Annotated in this window: 19 protein-coding genes; 7 read left to right on the top strand and 12 right to left on the bottom strand. The window is 51.7% G+C overall.

Features of this window, described 5'->3' with window-relative positions:
• Nucleotides 1–10 precede the first annotated feature (10 nt).
• From pqqB to pedF, 7 genes are all read right to left on the bottom strand, one after another.
• Nucleotides 11–928 carry a pyrroloquinoline quinone biosynthesis protein PqqB gene (gene pqqB, locus RN22_RS15635; protein ID WP_046305643.1) on the bottom strand — a complete coding sequence of 306 codons (918 nt, stop codon included), beginning with the start codon at nucleotides 926–928 and terminating at the stop codon, nucleotides 11–13.
• A 102-nt stretch (nucleotides 929–1,030) separates the two neighbouring features.
• Complete coding sequence (gene pqqA / locus RN22_RS24730; RefSeq protein ID WP_081796241.1) at nucleotides 1,031–1,102, bottom strand: pyrroloquinoline quinone precursor peptide PqqA; 72 nt, start codon at nucleotides 1,100–1,102, stop codon at nucleotides 1,031–1,033.
• A gap of 119 nt (nucleotides 1,103–1,221) precedes the next feature.
• Nucleotides 1,222–3,363: a NosR/NirI family protein gene (locus tag RN22_RS15630; protein WP_197076306.1), complete on the bottom strand. Its 2,142-nt coding sequence runs from the start codon at nucleotides 3,361–3,363 to the stop codon at nucleotides 1,222–1,224.
• 141 nt (nucleotides 3,364–3,504) lie between these two features.
• A complete protein-coding gene (locus tag RN22_RS15625; protein WP_002539459.1) occupies nucleotides 3,505–5,013 on the bottom strand; it encodes an aldehyde dehydrogenase family protein in 1,509 nt (502 codons plus the stop codon).
• 304 nt (nucleotides 5,014–5,317) lie between these two features.
• Nucleotides 5,318–7,075 (bottom strand): PQQ-dependent methanol/ethanol family dehydrogenase, encoded by a 1,758-nt coding sequence (locus RN22_RS15620; protein ID WP_046305642.1) that lies wholly within the window; start codon nucleotides 7,073–7,075, stop codon nucleotides 5,318–5,320.
• 125 nt (nucleotides 7,076–7,200) lie between these two features.
• Nucleotides 7,201–8,148, bottom strand: a complete 948-nt coding sequence (locus tag RN22_RS15615; protein WP_046305641.1) for an ABC transporter substrate-binding protein — start codon at nucleotides 8,146–8,148, stop codon at nucleotides 7,201–7,203.
• Nucleotides 8,149–8,163: 15 nt separating this feature from the next.
• Entirely contained in the window at nucleotides 8,164–8,616 is a 453-nt protein-coding gene (pedF, locus tag RN22_RS15610) for a cytochrome c-550 PedF (RefSeq protein WP_046305640.1), read from the bottom strand.
• A gap of 191 nt (nucleotides 8,617–8,807) precedes the next feature.
• On the opposite strand from pedF, the gene RN22_RS15605 reads away from it, so the two are divergent.
• From RN22_RS15605 to RN22_RS15590, 4 genes are read left to right on the top strand one after another with little or no spacing between them, the layout of a single operon-like run.
• A complete protein-coding gene (locus RN22_RS15605; RefSeq protein ID WP_046305639.1) occupies nucleotides 8,808–9,995 on the top strand; it encodes an ABC transporter substrate-binding protein in 1,188 nt (395 codons plus the stop codon).
• Between the two features lie 41 nt (nucleotides 9,996–10,036).
• Nucleotides 10,037–11,014, top strand: a complete 978-nt coding sequence (locus RN22_RS15600; protein ID WP_046305638.1) for a YVTN family beta-propeller repeat protein — start codon at nucleotides 10,037–10,039, stop codon at nucleotides 11,012–11,014.
• Nucleotides 11,015–11,034: 20 nt separating this feature from the next.
• The gene (locus tag RN22_RS15595) at nucleotides 11,035–11,757 is read left to right on the top strand and encodes an ATP-binding cassette domain-containing protein (protein WP_046305637.1); all 723 of its coding nucleotides are present in this window, start codon (nucleotides 11,035–11,037) and stop codon (nucleotides 11,755–11,757) included.
• Complete coding sequence (locus RN22_RS15590) at nucleotides 11,754–12,548, top strand: ABC transporter permease (protein ID WP_046305636.1); 795 nt, start codon at nucleotides 11,754–11,756, stop codon at nucleotides 12,546–12,548. Before RN22_RS15595 ends, RN22_RS15590 begins: the two co-directional genes overlap by 4 nt.
• A 77-nt stretch (nucleotides 12,549–12,625) precedes the next feature.
• Here the strand turns inward: RN22_RS15590 and RN22_RS15585 are convergent, their stop codons facing one another.
• The 5 genes from RN22_RS15585 to RN22_RS15565 form a co-directional block, all read right to left on the bottom strand.
• Complete coding sequence (locus tag RN22_RS15585; RefSeq protein ID WP_002539446.1) at nucleotides 12,626–13,267, bottom strand: TIGR04219 family outer membrane beta-barrel protein; 642 nt, start codon at nucleotides 13,265–13,267, stop codon at nucleotides 12,626–12,628.
• A gap of 142 nt (nucleotides 13,268–13,409) precedes the next feature.
• Nucleotides 13,410–13,676, bottom strand: a complete 267-nt coding sequence (pspG, locus tag RN22_RS15580) for an envelope stress response protein PspG (protein ID WP_002539445.1) — start codon at nucleotides 13,674–13,676, stop codon at nucleotides 13,410–13,412.
• A gap of 170 nt (nucleotides 13,677–13,846) precedes the next feature.
• Complete coding sequence (gene dusA / locus RN22_RS15575; RefSeq protein ID WP_046305635.1) at nucleotides 13,847–14,887, bottom strand: tRNA dihydrouridine(20/20a) synthase DusA; 1,041 nt, start codon at nucleotides 14,885–14,887, stop codon at nucleotides 13,847–13,849.
• Between the two features lie 198 nt (nucleotides 14,888–15,085).
• Nucleotides 15,086–15,346 carry a DUF2024 family protein gene (locus tag RN22_RS15570; protein WP_046305634.1) on the bottom strand — a complete coding sequence of 87 codons (261 nt, stop codon included), beginning with the start codon at nucleotides 15,344–15,346 and terminating at the stop codon, nucleotides 15,086–15,088.
• Nucleotides 15,347–15,360: 14 nt separating this feature from the next.
• Nucleotides 15,361–16,095 carry a hypothetical protein gene (locus RN22_RS15565; protein ID WP_046305633.1) on the bottom strand — a complete coding sequence of 245 codons (735 nt, stop codon included), beginning with the start codon at nucleotides 16,093–16,095 and terminating at the stop codon, nucleotides 15,361–15,363.
• Nucleotides 16,096–16,210: 115 nt separating this feature from the next.
• Between RN22_RS15565 and RN22_RS15560 the strand changes: the two genes are divergently transcribed.
• The 3 genes from RN22_RS15560 (at nucleotide 16,211) to RN22_RS15550 (ending at nucleotide 17,874) form a co-directional block, all read left to right on the top strand.
• Nucleotides 16,211–16,774: a MarR family winged helix-turn-helix transcriptional regulator gene (locus tag RN22_RS15560; protein ID WP_046305632.1), complete on the top strand. Its 564-nt coding sequence runs from the start codon at nucleotides 16,211–16,213 to the stop codon at nucleotides 16,772–16,774.
• A gap of 162 nt (nucleotides 16,775–16,936) precedes the next feature.
• Nucleotides 16,937–17,395 (top strand): zinc uptake transcriptional repressor Zur, encoded by a 459-nt coding sequence (gene zur / locus RN22_RS15555; protein WP_046305631.1) that lies wholly within the window; start codon nucleotides 16,937–16,939, stop codon nucleotides 17,393–17,395.
• A 17-nt stretch (nucleotides 17,396–17,412) separates the two neighbouring features.
• On the top strand, nucleotides 17,413–17,874 hold the full coding sequence (locus tag RN22_RS15550) for a chemotaxis protein CheX (protein ID WP_002539436.1): 462 nt from the start codon (nucleotides 17,413–17,415) through the stop codon (nucleotides 17,872–17,874).
• Nucleotides 17,875–18,026 lie beyond the last annotated feature (152 nt).

The raw sequence follows: 18,026 nt of genomic DNA, 5'->3' as shown, positions 1-18,026 counted from the left end.
CCTCCCTGAATCAAATCTCAATCGTCATGCCGTCGAAGGCAATTTCCACTCCGGCGTCCAGCACCGCCTGATGCTGCGGCGAATCAGGATCCAGAATGGGGTTGGTATTATTGATATGGATAAGCACCTTGCGCGGCTTAGTAAAGTCTTCCATCAGCGCCAACATGCCGTCGTCGCCAGAGACTGAAAGATGGCCCATTTCCGAACCCAGAGAGGTGCCAAGCCCTTCGCGGATCATTTCATCGTCCGTCCAGAGCGTACCGTCCATCATCACGCAATCGGCATCGCGCATGGCTGCCAGCACAGCATCTTCCGGCGCGCCCAGACCGGGTGCGTAAAAGAGAGTGGCACCAGTGCGGGTATCGACAATCTTGAGGCCAATGTTGTCTCCGGGGCGCGGGCGGTTGCGGTAAGGCGAAAAAGGCGGCGCATTGGATGACAGGGAAATCGGATGGAATTCGAGATTCGGCACAGAAGGAATTTGCCAGCCTTCCTGCGAATGGATATCGACGGTACAGGTTTGGTACCCCCCTTCCCAATGCTTCATCATCGACAAAATCGGATAGCTGGTACTGAGCTCTTCTGCGACTTCAGGGGTGCAGTAAAGCTCGAGTGGTAATCCTTCGCGAAGAATGAGCAATCCGGTCGTGTGGTCAATCTGTGCATCTGTGACCACCACAGCGCTAATGGCAGAGCCTCTAGCTCCATCTGCTTTCGCGAGTTGCGGCGATGCATTGATTTGTTGACGGATATCGGGGGAAGCATTAATCACCACCCAATGTTCACCATCATCGCTCACAGCAATAGAAGATTGGGTGCGTGGCTCAGCGCGACTGGTACCGTTTCGCACCGACTGGCACATACGACAATGACAATTCCACTGGGGAAATCCGCCTCCGGCGGCTGAACCTAATACAACAATTTGCATCCATTCACCTCGTCGATTGCTATCCTGTCGACAAACAGCAGGGAATTAAAAACGGGATGCCCCTCTGTGAATCAGCGAAGGTGCATCCCGTTTGTCAGCTACTTAGCGGTTACTGATGTAAAGGGTTACTTCAAAACCGAGTCTGAGTTCTGTGTAGCTTGGTTTCTTCCACATACTGTCGCTCCTTGTACCGATACTTCGAGGCACAACTTGCCTCCTGATTTAGCCTAAGCACAAGCGCCGGATCTACCAATCCTACTTTGTGATGATTTCTCTCATCTAAGACACTGATTTCATATCTCTGATGGGCCTTGTTGAGTGCCCTCCAAAGGGTCACAGATGGCAACCGGAATCGCCTCGCCCGACGTCCTCGTTTTACGTCTGCGTTTGCCGTATTTATCCGCCACGCAACGGGTGTTGTCATTGATGATTGCCAGGCAGGCAAAACACTGTACACACTCGTTGTAATCTATCACGCCATCTTTATGGATAGCGTTGATCCCACAGTGTTTTTCACAAAGCCGACAGGGGCTTCCACACTCTTTTCTTCGGGTCAGCCAACTGAAGACCCTGAGCCTTCCAAGCACTGCTAAACCCGCTCCAAGAGGACACAAATACCGACAGTAAGCCTTGTGGATTTTGGCGCTGATCAGCAGCAGTAAAACCGCATAAATGACAAAGGGGGCGCTGCGCTCAAACATCAGGGTGACAGCCGTTTTAAAGGGCTCAATTTCGGCCATGGTTTCAGCTAAAGAGAGGCTGTAAAAGGACGTTCCCACCAGCACCAAAAGCACACCATATTTCAGGTAAATCAATCGGCTATGAAGCACGTCATCGACCTTCCATTGCCGGATACGAAGCTTCTCAGCCGCCGCTGCGACCAGCTCCTGCATGGCGCCAAACGGGCATAGCCAGCCACAGAAAAGTCCCCTTCCCCACAGAAAAAGGCTGATAAACACGTAACTCCAGAGAATAAACAGCATGGGGTCGAGTAAAAAGACTTGGATATCAAACCCTTGCCAGAGCGATAACAGCAAGGTGTAGATGTTCACCACCGACAATTGCCCCTGGGTATAAAAACCAATAAAAAGGACGATAAAACAGAGAGATACCAATCTTATTGGCGTCAAATATTGGCCGAATCTAGCCAGCCTGTGCTGGAAGACAAATGCCCCCGTCAGCAACACCAAATATACCGCTAACACGCTGATTTCTATCGTTCTATCCAGCCAGATACGTTGCCACAGCGGCAAAGGCTTCTCCGGAGGCTCAACCGGAGTTTGCACCGATTTGGGGAGTGAATAATCGATGGAAACGGCGATTGTTTCCGATTCCAGAAAATTCTTTTTCACCTGAACATTGATTCCAACGGTGATCGGAAGCGAAGGATCGAAGCCACTTTGGTCTGAAAAGGTAAAAATATGGATGCGTTCGAATGGTGTCAGCGCAACGGAAAACTCAGGAGGTTGTGCATGGTACAAATCCGCATCCCGAAGGGCGAGCGGGCTGGCTTCCTGCTTCAAAGTCAGGCGCTGGGGAATGGTGCCCGCCACAAAGTCTTCCGCCACATGATGATAGCCACCGCGAGAGCCCACCAGCACTGCCACTTCACCCGGCTCCAGTGTTGCCATAACGCGGGCGTATTCCTCCTCCCCCAGCAGATTTTTTCCTATCAGCGGGGGGTTCAGAACTGCAAAGGTAAAATCCAAAAATGGCGCATCTTCGTCTGCGTTATCTTCTCTCGCCTCGGCAATTCTGCCCGGTGAGGAGTTAAGGGCAACCTCAGCTTCTTCACTCCTCATTTGCCATTGGAACAGCAGGCCTTCGCTTCGCAGTTCTTCTAGGGTTTTCGGGCGATAGCTTTCCGTATTCAAGATCGCCTGAGTCGCTGAGCCGAACCCGGAAAGCCGCGACTGCGCCACTTTCCTTGCCGCTGCGATGATGGTGTCATGCACTACCATCACTGACACGGTCGCCTTGGTAACACCATCAAAGTAGGCGATATCATCACTCGCGATACGTTGTTGGTCGCTGCCCACCAGCACCTGTTGTTTCAACGACAACCCCTGATATTGGCTGATGAAGTCAATCAGCGGCTTTTCGCCAAGGCCGTGCAGGAAAATCGGTTCGTGGTGACCGAGCAATAGCAGCCCCACAATTCGCCCTTCGGTATCAAGCCCTACACGCAGGTTAATCGTATCGCCAGAGAAACCGGGAAAGTTGGTGAGGTTATCGGTTTCAAACACATAGCCGATGGGTTGGTCGAGTTGGTAGATCTCAGTAACAGGCAGCGCGTCTTCCGAAGCTTTCATCCGGGTTGCGCTGGGAAACAATGACGCTGCTTCCTCGCTCACTTCCAGCCAAGGGGAAGCCATCGAGAGGAAGGGCAATAACATGAGAAGCAGCCACAGTATCAGGGCACTACGCCAACGCATGATACACCTTCATTCTTCGTGTGCTTGGAGAGAAAAAAACGGGGCATATGCCCCGCAAAAAGCTCTCGCCTCAGGCAGTACCGGGAGGATTGACTGCCTTCGGACAAGCGGATATCGAACAAACGGACTTAGAACAAAGACTTAGAAGAAACCCAATGGGTTGATGTCGTAGCTCACCAGCAGGTTCTTGGTTTGCTGGTAATGGTCGAGCATCATCTTATGGGTTTCACGGCCGATACCGGATTTCTTGTAGCCACCGAATGCAGCATGCGCTGGGTAAAGGTGGTAACAGTTAGTCCAGACACGACCTGCTTCAATCGCGCGACCAACGCGATAAGCACGGTTGATGTCGCGGGTCCACAGACCGGCACCTAAGCCGTATTCTGTGTCGTTGGCAATGGCCAGCGCTTCCGCTTCATCTTTGAAGGTCACCACGCTCACAACCGGACCGAAGATCTCTTCCTGGAACACACGCATGTGGTTTTCGCCTTTCAGGATGGTTGGTTGGATGTAGTAACCACCACCGAAGTCAGCCGCGTCACCACCAATCAACACTTCAGCACCTTCCGCACGGCCAATGTCGAAGTAACCTTTGATTTTCTCGAACTGCTCATTAGAAGCCTGCGCACCCACCTGAGTTTCAGTATCCAGCGGGTTACCGTGTTTGATGGCTTTCGCTCGCTCAATCACTTTGGCAATAAACTCTTCGTAGATGCTTTCCTGAACCAGAAGGCGTGAAGGACAAGTACACACTTCGCCTTGGTTGAAGAACGCCAGCACACAACCTTCTACGGCTTTGCTGATGAACTCGTCTTCCTGCTGCATCACGTCTTCGAAGTAGATGTTTGGCGACTTACCGCCCAGCTCAACCGTGGATGGGATCAGGTTGTCAGCGGCGCAGCGAAGTACATGGTTACCAATCGCGGTTGAACCGGTGAAGGCAATTTTCGCAATGCGGTCTGAGGTAGCTAGTGCCTGACCGGCTTCTGGACCCATACCGTTGACGACATTCAGTACGCCCGGTGGCAGCAGATCGCCGATGATTTCCATCAATAGAAGAATGGTGGTTGGCGTTTGCTCAGCAGGTTTCAGAACAATACAGTTACCTGCAGCCAGTGCCGGCGCCAGTTTCCATGCCGCCATCAGCAGTGGGAAGTTCCATGGAATGATTTGACCGACTACACCAAGTGGCTCATGGATATGGTAGGCCACGGTATTGGAGTCAATTTCAGCCGCAGAGCCCTCTTGCGCCCTAATCGCGCCGGCGAAGTAGCGGAAATGGTCGACACAAAGCGGAATGTCAGCGGCAAGGGTTTCGCGCACTGCTTTGCCGTTTTCCCAAGTCTCTGCCACGGCCAGATATTCGAGGTTGGCTTCGATGCGGTCGGCGATTTTAAGCAGGATGTTGGCACGCTCAGTGACCGAGGTAGCACCCCAAGAGGCTTTTGCCGAGTGGGCGGCGTCCAGCGCGAGCTCGATGTCTTCTGACGTTGAGCGCGGGATTTCAGCGATGGGATCACCTGTACAAGGCGAGGTGTCCGTGAAGTACTGTCCCTTGACTGGCGGAATCCAATCACCACCGATGTAGTTTGCATAACGCGCCTTAAAGTTTACGACGGCTCCGTCGGTATTTGGTTTTGCGTAAATCATTATCCACCCCTGTTTTGGCGAAATTCCCTGTGTCTTCCCTGACGAACCGAAGATACGGAGTCAGGCGTTGTTGTAGTAACAGTATGGAATGACCACCAAATCTCTCCATCGCCCCTTGGTTGGCAAAATCTCATACTTTGGAGGGAGACAGAGAGGAGGATAATGTTGCTTTCACTTCAGTATCTGAGGATTTCCGGAAAGGAGGCCGTCACAAATTCAATACCCCGCCGGATTGTTATGCACCAAAACGCAGCAAGGCCGGACATCATCCGGCCTTGTTGGTTATTACTTTAGTTTGAAAGCATCAACTTTTCGGCAGCTTAAAGGTCCAGACCATACCACCTTGGTTGAAGTCTTTGACACGTTTGGCCACATCACCGCCCCACAGCGGTACCGCACCACCCCAACCGGAAAGTACGGACACATACTGCTCACCGTCCATTTCCCAGGTCACAGGGCTACCTACGATGCCAGAGCCTGTGTTGAACTTGTAAAGCAGCTCGCCGGTCTTGTCATCGAACGCCATCAAGTAGCCTTCCGGGTTACCCGTGAATACCAGACCACCGCCTGTGGTCATGACACCGCCCCACAGTGGTGCGTAGTTTTTGTATTCCCAGACACGCTCACCGGTTTTTGGATCGTAGGCGCGCAGTGCGCCGATGTAATCATCGTTGATGGTTCGAATGGTAAAGCCCGCACCGAGGTAAGCCGCACCTTTTTTGTAGGCGACAGGCTCATTCCAGATGTCCATTTTCCACTCATTGGCCGGCACGTAGAACAGGCCGGTATCCGGGCTGTATGCCATTGGCATCCAGTTTTTACCGCCGAGGAAGGAAGGCACCGCTTCCACTGTTTTACCCTGCTTCTCGCCAGATGGGTTGCCCGGACGGTTGTCTTTGACATAAAGCGGACGGCCTTTGTCATCGAGCCCCGTCGCCCAGCTGATTTCATTCACAAATGGGAAGCCACGGATGAAATCACCGTTGGTGCGGTTAAGCACATAGAAGAAGCCGTTACGGTCGGCCGTCGCCGCTGCTTTCACTTTCTTACCGTTTTCGGTGTAGTCGAACGCAATCAGTTCATTAACACCATCGAAGTCCCAGCCATCATGCGGCGTGGTCTGGAAGTGCCAGACAATTTTGCCATCATCCGGGTCGATCGCGAGACGTGAAGAAGAGAATAGGTTGTCGCCCGGACGCATGTGTGAGTTCCAAGGCGCAGGGTTACCGGTGCCGAAGAATAAAAGGTCAGTGTCGGCATCATAAGTACCGCCTAGCCAAGGTGCTGCGCCGCCGCTTTTCCAGAGGTCTGCTGGCCAGGTTTTCCCTGGCGCACCGCCCGAGATCCCGTTTTCAGTTTTCTTACCGTCTTTCCAGACGTAGCCCATGTGGCCCTCGACCGTTGGACGTTCCCAGACCAACTTACCGGTTTTTGCGTCATAAGCTCTAACCTTACCCACGATACCAAACTCACCGCCTGATACACCGGTGATCACTTTGCCTTTCACCACAATGGGTGCAGCAGTGATGGAGTAGCCATCCTGGTAATTATCAACGGTTTTTTTCCAGCGGGTTTTACCGGTTTTCGCATCCAGCGCCACAAGCTTGGCGTCCAGCGTACCGAAGATAACCAAATCGTCGTAAAGCGCGACACCACGGTTAATCACGTCACAACAGGGCATGATGCCATCCGGCAGGCGCGCATCGTATTGCCATAACTCTTCACCGGTTTTCGCATCAATCGCGAACACGCGGGAATAAGAGCCCGTGATGTACATAACGCCGTCTTTCACCATGGGCTGGCTTTCCTGACCACGCTGTTTTTCCCCGCCAAGTGAGAAGGCCCACACAGGACGGATTTCTTTGACGGTCTCACGGTTGATGGTGTCCATCGGGCTGTAGCGCTGACCACGAAGCCCAAGACCATAAGTCACCACGTCCTCTGTGGTCTCCTGATCGGCGAGGATGTCTTTGTCCGTGACACCCGCGTAAACGGGCGAAGCCGTCATCGCGAGCGAGAGTGCGGCATAGAGTCCGCAACGTTTAAATGACTTAATTGTCATAGGGATACCTCATTGTTGGCTGAATGCTTGGGTAAGCAAGCTCTGTCGTTTTAGTCGTGCCTGTCCTGCCCCCGCATCGCCATGAGGGAGAGTTCGGTTCGCGAGAGATAACAGGCTGTTTGGAATTACGGTGTTTGTGCGATAGCCCCTTCATCGGCGACATCGGGCTTAGGACGGAAACGTTCAGGGAGTTGGTAATCCACCCCGAATCGTTCACCCCAGCGGACAAAGTCGCCGTTGTTGATATGGGTCATCACTATGTCTTCCAGTGCGTAGGCCAATTGACGGTAGTTCGAATGCACAGCAATGCCGAGTTCCCATTCGCTGCGCCCCAGAAGTGGGAACGCAAGTTCGGTGAGTTGCTCGTTGGCTTGCGGCTTTTTGTTGTTGTGATGCAGCCATTCCAGCTGCGAAGCGGTGCCCATGACGATAGAAACGTCGCCATCGTTGAGCGCTTGAAACGCGTCAGGTGTAGAGGGATAAGTGCGACTTTTTTCGCGGAAACGCCCCCCATAGGCAGTGGTCACGAAGAACTGAGGCACCGTATCCACTTCAACGCCCACCGGGTGATACATAAAACGGGCGGCAGTTTGTGGTCTGTCGAGCTTGGCCGCATCGTAAGCCATCAACCAACGCTCTTGCTGATATGGCGCGAACATATGTACCAGTTCATGCGCGGGATGACCGATATCGTCACGCTTCATGGCGAATTCGCGGTCATACGGCACTCGCAACATGACGTCGGCTTTCACCCGCTGGCCGTCTTCGCTGGTGAGATTCATCCCCTTCCAAAGGTAATTGCGCATGTCATCTTCGACCGTTTCGTCTGGCGTCATCCAGCGAAGATCGAGTTCGACATCCAGCCCCTTAGCGAGTGCTTTAGCAAGCTCCACATCAATGCCCGCCGGATTTCCATTCTCATCCTTGAACGAGTACGGCGGGAAATCGTTGTAGACCGCAATCGCAATCACGCCACGGGCTTGAATATCGTCATAGGAAAGCGCGTGGGATGGCGCAGTCAACGCCATGCACAGCAGCAAGCAAAGTGTCCGAATGACAGTGACCAACTTCATCCCGTCGCCCTCCTGTTAACCGTTATCCGGCGCCACAGATTCCAGCCAGGTGCGGATCGCCCACAGTGCTTCCTGGTTAAGGTGTTCGGTCATTTTCGGCATGTAAACCGCGCCGTTACGAACCGCCCCATTTTGCACCCGGTAGACATACCACTCGTCACCGTCATAGTCCGGTGCAAGCATGCGTAAATCCGGCGCGATACCGCCAGAGATACCTTCAAGACCATGGCATCGTGCGCAGTTCTGGTTGTAGGCCGATGCGCCAAGACGCTCGATTTCCACCCTCACATCACCATCGAGTTCACGGTAAGGATTGGTCTCAGACCAATCCTCTCCAAGGGTTGGGATGGTTGAGGTATCAATGGATTGTGGGGTGACATCACCGTGGGCAAATGCCAGTTGGGTACTCAGCACAGAAACCAGTGCCACGGCAGTCAGAATACAAATATTACGTTCAACCTTTTCCATGTCTCTCGACTCCTTAATTGGTCAGCGATGGAAAAAGTGTAGGAGCGGCGAGAGTTTGGTGACATGGTACAAAAGCGGGGATATTCCTCATTCTTTGGGATGAATTTTCAGAAAATCTCGTCCTTGCTTTTGGCAAATATGCCACCGCTGCATACAGTAAAACCGTAGGCACTTACGGAGCAGCATTCGCTATGGAAAAAGCGTCAAACCACAAAAAAACAATCAATTACGCCGCCTTATTGTGGGCAGCGCTGGTGTTTTATTCCGTCTCGTCGCACGCCGCCGTCAATGTGGAAATCGGCATGTTAAGGCAGCCGATAGAAACCACGACCGCTGTTCCTGCATACCTTGCAGAGCCGGAAAATAACGGGGAAGCGGGGGCAGAACTCTCTGTGGGCGATGCCAATGGCACCGGGAAATTTCTGGGGCAAAAGTACGCATTTCGCGCGGAAACCAATGGCGATACCACTGCGCTCAATACCACCGCGAAGACTTGGTATGACGAAGGGGTGCGATACTTCCTTACTGATCTCGACACACCTTCTCTGCAAGCGCTCCGTAAAATACTGCCAGACGATGCGCTGCTGTTTAATATCGGTAACCAAGACGATGCATTAAGACGCGATGTTTGCCTGCCTAATATGCTGCATACCTCGCTCAGTTACACCATGCGTGCTGATGCACTGGGACAGTGGATGCGAGCAAGGCGCCTGAACGATGTCTTTTTAGTGTCAGGCACCACTGCCGAAGACAACGCCTTCCTGACGGCGACCAAGCAGACCCTGAAGAAATTCAACCAAAAGGTCATTGAAGAAAAGGTCTGGAATTTTGATACCGACCTTCGCCGCACTGCATCGGCAGAACTTCCCCTCTTTACGCAAGCCCGTGATTACGACTTGGTCTGGGTGATTGATGAAAGCAATCTGTTTGGTCAACACCTGCCTTACAACACTTGGCTTCCGCGCCCGGTGATCGGCACACATGGTCTGCGAGCGGACGGCTGGCATTACGTCATCGAGCAATGGGGTGCCATTCAGCTTCAGAACCGCTTTACCAAGCAATTCGACCGCCCCATGACAGCCAAAGACTACGCCGCTTGGGTGGCAGTTCGTTCCATCAATGAAGCGGTGACAGTACTCAACAAAGGCGATGTGAAAACCGTTTTGCCTTTCATCATGAGCAACAAATTCCAGCTTGCGGCTTACAAAGGCCGCAAGCTGACCTACCGGCCATGGAACGGTCAACTCCGTCAAACTGTGCCTTTGTTTGACTCGCAAGCGCTGGTGGCCAGCGCCCCATTTGAGGGGTTCCTTCATCCCAGAAATGAGCTTGATTCGCTCGGTATCGATGAAGCGCAAAGCCAGTGCCGACAGTTTTAACTCTGTTTCATCGAACGACAGCTAACAATAAGGACATCACCATGAATTATTCGAAATCGATTCTCGCCATGGCCTTCTCGGTGCTGTTAGCCACTCCCGCTTTGGCAAAGGAGGTGGCTTACGTGGCAAACGAAAAGGATGACACCGTCAGTGTGATAGACATGGACACGATGGAAGTGATTGACACCATTGAGGTGGGAGATCGCCCCCGCGGTGTGGAACTCAGTAAAGACGGCACCAAACTGTTTATCTGTGCCAGTGAGTCCGACACCGTACAAATTCTCGATCTTGCCACCAACGCCATTATTGGCGATCTCCCTTCTGGCGACGATCCTGAGCTGTTTGCCCTACACCCGGATGGCAAACGCCTTTACATTGCCAACGAAGATGATGCACTGATGACCGTGGTCGACATTCCAACCAGCAGCGTGGTTGCGCAAGTGGAAGTGGGTGTTGAGCCAGAAGGCGTGGCGGTGAGTCCGGACGGAAAAATCGCCATCATCACCTCTGAAACCTCCAACATGGCGCACTGGATTGATACCGAGTCTAACCAGATGGTGCATAACACTTTGGTTGATGCCCGCCCGCGTTACGCCGAATTTACCCCAGACGGTGAGCAGCTTTGGGTAAGCGCTGAAATTGGTGGCACGGTAGCGGTGATCGACACCGACACCAAAGAAATCATCAAGAAAATCGGCTTTGCGCCCAAAGGCGTCCACAAAGACAAAGTGCAGCCGGTCGGTGTGAAAATCACAGCAGATGGCAAAACCGCATTTGTCGCATTGGGACCAGCAAACCATGTTGCCGTGGTTAATACTGATACCTTGGAAGTGGAAGATTATCTTTTGGTGGGTCGCCGTGTATGGCAAATGGCCTTCAATGGCGAACAGGATAAATTGCTGGCGACCAATGGCGTGAGCGGCGATGTGTCGATCATTGACGTTCCGAACCGCAAAGTGGTGAAAACCGTAAAAGTCGGTCGCTATCCTTGGGGAGTGGCTGTTGGTCAAGCGGAATAAGGAGAGGTGAGACACCTGACATGATTGAAGTTTCCGGTTTGTCTCACCACTATGGTTCGCGCTGCGCCCTGAGCGATCTCTCCCTTGTGCTGGGGCGCGGCCTCCACATGCTTCTTGGCCCGAATGGTGCGGGGAAAAGCACCCTGTTTTCCTTGCTCACCCGTTTAACGCCTATCCAACAGGGCGAAATCGCTTTACTGGGAGAAACGCCATCCCGCCAGACCATGGCGAAGCTCGGCATGGTGTTCCAGCAAAGCACTCTGGACCTTGATTTGACCGTAGGGCAAAACCTCAGTTATTACGGCGCCCTGCATGGCTACAGCAAAAAACAGAGTCTCGAAAAAGCTGCGCCTCTGTTGGCGCATTTTTCCCTTACCGATCGTCTGAACGATAAAGTCCGCACCTTAAATGGCGGGCATCGGCGTCGCACAGAACTTGTCCGTTCATTAATGCATTCACCCTCTATTCTGTTGTTGGATGAACCCACCAGCGGGCTTGATCCGAAAGCGCGGGCATCCCTTTCTGAGGCAGTAAGAAGCCTTTGCGAGCAGCAGCCATTATGTGTTCTTTGGGCGACCCATTTGATTGAAGAAGTCGACGACCATGATGATGTGTTGATCCTGCATCGCGGCACCTTACGAGCACACAACAAGGCCAGTGAACTTAGAGCCTTTCACCAGCATCCGACACTTGCGAAAGTCTTCGCCACCCTGACCGCAGATAACGAGGGGGACGGCCGATGAGCTATTGGTATGCGTTTGTCGGGATTTGCTATCGCGAATGGCTGCGTTTTTTCTCCCAAAGGGCAAGGTTTGCAGCCAGCCTCGTCAGGCCACTTCTGTGGCTCGTGGTGTTTGCAGCAGGTTTCAGGGCAGCGCTTGGCATTGCCATCATGGAACCCTACGCCACCTACATCAATTACGAGGAATATATCCTGCCCGGTCTTTGCGCCATGATTTTGCTGTTCAATGGCATGCAAAGCTCACTGTCGATTGTCTATGACCGGGAAATGGGAAGCATCAAGGTGCTATTGACCAGCCCACTGCCGCGCCCTTTTTTACTGCTTTCCAAACAAATAGCCAGTGCTTTGGTGAGTGTGCTTCAGGTCGGTGCCTTTCTTGTGATCGCTGCATTGTACGATAGACCGCTGGAGCCCATGGGTTATGTGCTGGTGATCCCCGCCCTTTTCCTCGTCGCTCTGATGCTCAGTGCACTGGGCATTGTTATCGCTTCGCGCATCAAACAACTGGAGAATTTTGCCGGGGTGATGAACTTTGTCATCTTCCCGATGTTTTTCCTTTCTTCGGCGCTGTATCCGCTTTGGAAAATGCAGGAAGCAAGTCTCTGGCTGTATGAAATCTGTCGCTTTAATCCGTTCACTTTTGGCGTGGAGCTCATCCGGTTTGCGCTGTATCAGCAATTGAATGTCACCGCCCTGCTTGTGGTCTCCGGCTGTACACTGGCGTTTGTGATTCTCGCCGTCGTGGGTTTCCAACCCGTGAAAGAACAGGGCAAACCTGGCGGAAAACCATAAGCGAACCAGCAACTTTCACGAGACTACAGACACAAAAAAACCGCGCCTTTGCGCGGTTTTTTCAACGCTTTCAGTGCTTAGAAGTTGAACTCTACGCCACCGAAGAAACCGTCGTTGTAGAACTTACCGTCGTTCGCACCGAAGTAGTTGAAGTCGTAGTCCTGAACACGGTAACCCGCTTTGAAGTTCAGGTCTGCGGCAACCAGACCCAGAGTGAACAACACCCCCGCTTCTGCATCAACAGTGCTGGTGTCGTCGTAGCTACCAAAGCTGAAGGTACCAAACAGAGAAACTGGGGTTGCTGGAATGCCCAGACGCACATCTGAGTAAACCGCTGGCTGCCACTCATCGAAGCTACGACCAGTGAAGCGACCGTCGAATTTCTGTAGGTTCAGACCGATATCAAAAGAGATCAGGTCGTTATCCAGAATTTCGTAGTACGCAATCAGGTCGTACTGGGTGAAGTCCACGTCAAACTTTGCAGACTCCACGCCGGTGTAACGGATTTTCGCGTTTGGCACCAGTGGAATGAAGTGTTCAAAAGCGGCGTAGTAAGAAGGCTGAACGCTTGCATCGTCAGCGCGAACGTCGTTGACTTTCGCATCTGCATACCATGCATCTGCACCAACTTTAGCCCCTAAAAGCACTGCAGCCTGTGCAGGCATTGCGAATGCACCAGCCACTGCCAGTGCAGCCAGAGAAAGGTTTAGTTTTTTCATTGAAAGGGCTCCGCCTTACATTTTTTGAGTTTATGGTTTGCGAGCACTATAGCAAAACCAAGACAAAGATTCCGCATAATCTGCCGGATTTTTATGCGAAACCTTTTGCCTCAATCGCAGCCCAATTCAATGTAAGCGCCGCTTAATAACGGCGCGCTCGGTGGTAGCGACGTGAGCGTTTATAGCAGTAATCACGCGCTTGGGTGGCTGTTTTATCGCGGCCTTTGAGCAACCAGACAATCACCGCAGCCAGCAAAATCCATGGCAGCATTTTGAATACCAAGCCAATCATGCCTGCCAGTGCCATCACGATAAATCCCACCGCCATGGCAGCGACAATGCCCAGAAAGCTGATACCCGTTGCTAACAGTGCAATCGTAAAACCAACAATAAACAGAAACTCGATCATCATACCCTCCTAAGGTCAGTGACTGTATTAGGTATTGCACGAAGTAGGCCAACTTTATCAATCCCTTTTAAAACAGATAGATAAAGAAAAAGCGCCGCAGTTTGACTGCGGCGCTTCGTTTATTCTTGGTAAATTTTACCGACTATTGTGTCAAATTTAACCAGACTAATTTACACATCCAGATGCGCAGGGATTTTCGCCAGTGCGGCTTCCAGCACTTCAACGCCTGAACCCGGTTTGTGCGCGTTTTCACTGATATATCGACGCCATTGACGTGCACCCGGCATGTTTTGGAACAGGCCCAGCATGTGACGGCTGATGTGATTCAGATAAGTGCCCTTACTTAGTTCCGCTTCAATATAAGGGAACATGGCTTTCACAGCGTCGCTGCGCTTGATGATTGGCGCATCGCTACCAAAAAGGCGGTTATCCACTTCTGCCAGCATGTAAGGACTTTGGTAAGCCTCACGGCCAATCATGACGCCATCCAGATACTTCAGATGCTCTTCCGCTTCTTCCAGCGATTTAATACCACCATTGATCGCCATGGTCAGGTGCGGGAAGTCTTTCTTCAGTTGGTAAACACGTGGGTAATCCAGTGGCGGAATTTCACGGTTCTCTTTCGGGCTCAGGCCAGAAAGCCACGCTTTACGGGCGTGAATGGTGAAGTTATCGCAGCTGCCTTTCTCGCTCACGGTGCGCACGAAATCGACCAGAAACTCATAGCTGTCCTGATCGTCGATACCGATACGGGTTTTTACGGTCACCGGAATATCGACCACTTCTTTCATTGCCGATACACACTGCGCTACCAGTTCCGCTTCGCCCATCAGACAAGCACCGAAACGACCATTTTGAACGCGATCAGACGGGCAACCCACGTTAAGGTTAATTTCATCGTAGCCGCGTTCAACCGCCAGTTTGGCACAAGTCGCCAGATCAGCAGGGTTTGAACCACCCAATTGCAGCGCGACAGGATGCTCTTCTTCGTTAAACGCCAGAAAGTCACCTTTACCGTGAATGATCGCACCCGTGGTGACCATCTCGGTGTAAAGCAAAGCGTTCTTAGACAGAATACGGTGGAAGTAGCGGCAATGACGGTCAGTCCAATCGAGCATCGGAGCCACACTGAAGCGCGCTGACGGGTAGGACACATCCTCAGACACAACGCCTGATGATGAGTTTTGGATGTCAGTTGTTTCGTTCAGCATGGATAAACCTCATTGCACTTGGTCACGCAAAGGTACCGTCTTATACAGTACCTGATAAAAAAGTGTGCGGATTCTACCCTAACTCGGGCGTTTGCCCAAGTCGTGAAGGTGCAGTGCTTTCACATCCATTCTGACACCGGAAACACAAAGGGCATAGCCCGCGGCTATGCCCTTCATTTCCTGAAGATTTACCCGTCGTCACACAGGGCATCCTTCCAGCTTATATATCGCATATCCTTTTTCGTTTATCTCACTATCAAACTCAGGCAAGTCAGCGGTGGTGTGGCAAAACGCACAGTTGCCAGATTTTACAGTGGCATCCGCTTCGCCAATCTCAGCCAGCCAAGCTTTGGCATATTTCACCGCTAACTCGTCGCTTTTCTCCCGAAGCAACACATCAAAATGCAGGATTTTCCCGGAAGATGAGGTCGCGTAGGTGTCATAAACATGAATCGCCATTCGCACACTCCTTCTTATTTGGTGAAACCGGGCAGCGACAGATCGCCAGAGGCAATATCATCAACGGCGGTCACGCAAAGCAGCGGGTTGTGCACACTCGCATTCACTTTAAGCACTGACGTGACAGCATCGAAGTTGAAATCGTCTTTAAAACCAATGTCTTTGACTGGCACTTCCACCGTTAATTCTGTGCTGGTAAAGCGTGGTTCATAGCCCGGACTGTCGATATAGATTGGGAGTTCCGGCCAGGTCACAGGCACTTTGGGTGTGGCACCTTCCGGAATGTCGCGGACTTTCAGCCCTGCTGGACAGGCTTTATCTTCGGTCAACACCACCCAGTGCGAGTGCCATTCGTTACCGTCGTTGGCTTTGTTGCCATCTTTGTTTTCGTCGTAACGCGGGGTATCGTCAAAATCTGGGTGCGCAGTAACCGCGAGCGCCACAATGCCTTTGCCTTCATCAAAGCCAATGTCTGCCGAGTTGAGCGAGGTTGGCCAAACGTAGCTATAAACCGATGAACCTGCGAGCTTGCCAACTGCTGTCGGCTTTTCCTCACCTATGTCAGCGACTACTTCTGTTTGGAACGTCAGTGAGCCGCCATTTTTCACCACTTTGGCGTGAACAATATCGAATGTCGGGGAAATCGAACCGTTCTTAGCGCTGACGACATGCCCCTCATGGGCGCTGGTATGTGCTTGTACCGAGCTGATAGCCCCCAAAAGGGCTAAAGCAAGAGATGTCTTTTTCATCATGAACTCCTTGTACTCTGAATTTTAGTTTCGTATCGAAACTTTATTCAGAATAAGGATCCTGCTAAACTTGTCAACATAGTTTCGACAAAAAACCTTTTTGCAGAGAAAACGAATGAGACACATTGACCCTTTGAGTGACATTCTCGAACGCATCACGACCCTCTATCGCAATGAAGTGCGCTTGGTTGGCGTGGAGCATGGCTTGCACCCTGTGCATCTGGAAGTGTTGTATTACCTCTCCCGCTGCAACAAATTCAGCGACACGCCAGCTGCTGTTACTGAGTTTTTGGGGATTACCAAAGGCACAACCTCTCAGTCCATCACCCTTCTGGCTTCAAAAGGTTTCTTAACCAAAAAGAAAGATCCGGTTGATCGCCGTGTCACCCATCTGGTGTTAACGGAAAAAGGCGAAGAGGTCGCGAAAAGCGCGATTCCTCCCACTGTTCTGAAAAATGGATTGGAGCAGTTGGGCGAAGGTCAACACGCACTGAAGGCGCAACTCGAGGCCCTGCTACGTAGCATGCAAAAAGCCACCAATAGTGCCAGCTTTGGGCTTTGTAAAACCTGCAAATTCCATCAACCCGTTGCCGATGACAAGTTCTTCTGCGAGTTGACTAAGGAAACGCTGGATGCAGCAGGAGGAGAGCTGATTTGCCGGGAACATTCTCTCGATTAAAACAAAACAGTGAAAAACACGCTCAAACCCTGGGCGTCGGACCCTTTCCGCGGTGAAGTATCATCTACAATTATCTAAAGGCGAACGACGGTCACGGCTTGGCGGGTGCGTGATTTGTTGGCTGTGATAGAATGTTTTCCTCAGCCTGATTTTTGAGGTCTTATGGCCAATCTTTCACAATTAATTGCCCGAGCTCAATCGCTTTGTGACCAGCGCGGTGTCCGTCTGACAGCACAGCGCGAGCGGGTATATGAGATTATCGTCCAGAGCAAAAGGGCGATCAGCGCCTATGATTTGCTGGACGTATTGCGGGAAACAGAGCCGCAAGCCAAACCACCGACGGTTTACCGCGCGCTCGATTTTTTGCTTTCTCAGGGCTTTGTGCACAAAGTGGAGTCAACAAATAGCTTTATTGCTTGCTGCTTGCCCGGACATGAGCAACATTGTTCACAGCTATTGATTTGTAACTCTTGTGGCACAGTCGAAGAGTGTCACACTGACACACTGTCGACAGCTCTTCAGCAAAAAGCCAATCAGGTTAACTTTGCAGTGAGTCATCACGTAGTTGAAACACATGGAACCTGTCACGCCTGCCAGGTGGCGACACAAAAAATGCAGTAGGACGGTAAAGAACTATTATGCGCGCTGAATTTGTAAACCCTTTTTTGTCTTCGTTGGTGAACGTGCTGACCACCATGGCGCAGCTGGAAATTACGCCTAAAAAGCCTCAGCTAAAGAAATCTGAAGTCGCCAAGGGCGATGTATCCGGTCTTATTGGCATGGTCGGTCCAAAGACCAAAGGCTCTTTCTCTGTCACCTTTGAAGAAGAACTGGCGCTGGAAATCATGAGCCGCATGCTGGGCGAAAGACCCACTTCTATTGATGCGGATGTCACTGATATGGTGGGTGAAATCACCAACATGGTGACCGGTGGAGCCAAACGTCTGCTGGCGGAAAAAGGCTTCGATTTTGATATGGCGACCCCGATTGTGGTGTCTGGCCGTGAACATACCATCACCCATAAGAGTGAAGGTCAGATCATCATCATGCCGTTCGATTCCGAATTTGGCCGCGCCTATATCGAAATTTGCTTCGACTGAGCTGAAAATACCCTATAAAAAAACGCCGCATCATTGATGCGGCGTTTTTGTTTCTAACATTCAAACTTCAGCGATTATACCAATCACAGTGGGTAGCTGTTCAGAAATAGCGCAGGGAAAATGCTCGAGAACAAGGCGGAAAATTTCGATAA

The sequence above is a fragment of the Grimontia sp. AD028 genome (genome assembly GCF_000973155.1).
GTDB classification, from domain to species: domain Bacteria; phylum Pseudomonadota; class Gammaproteobacteria; order Enterobacterales; family Vibrionaceae; genus Enterovibrio; species Enterovibrio indicus.
The sequence above is the reverse complement of the archived record's forward strand: the minus strand, read 5'-3'. Positions and strand labels throughout refer to the sequence as shown.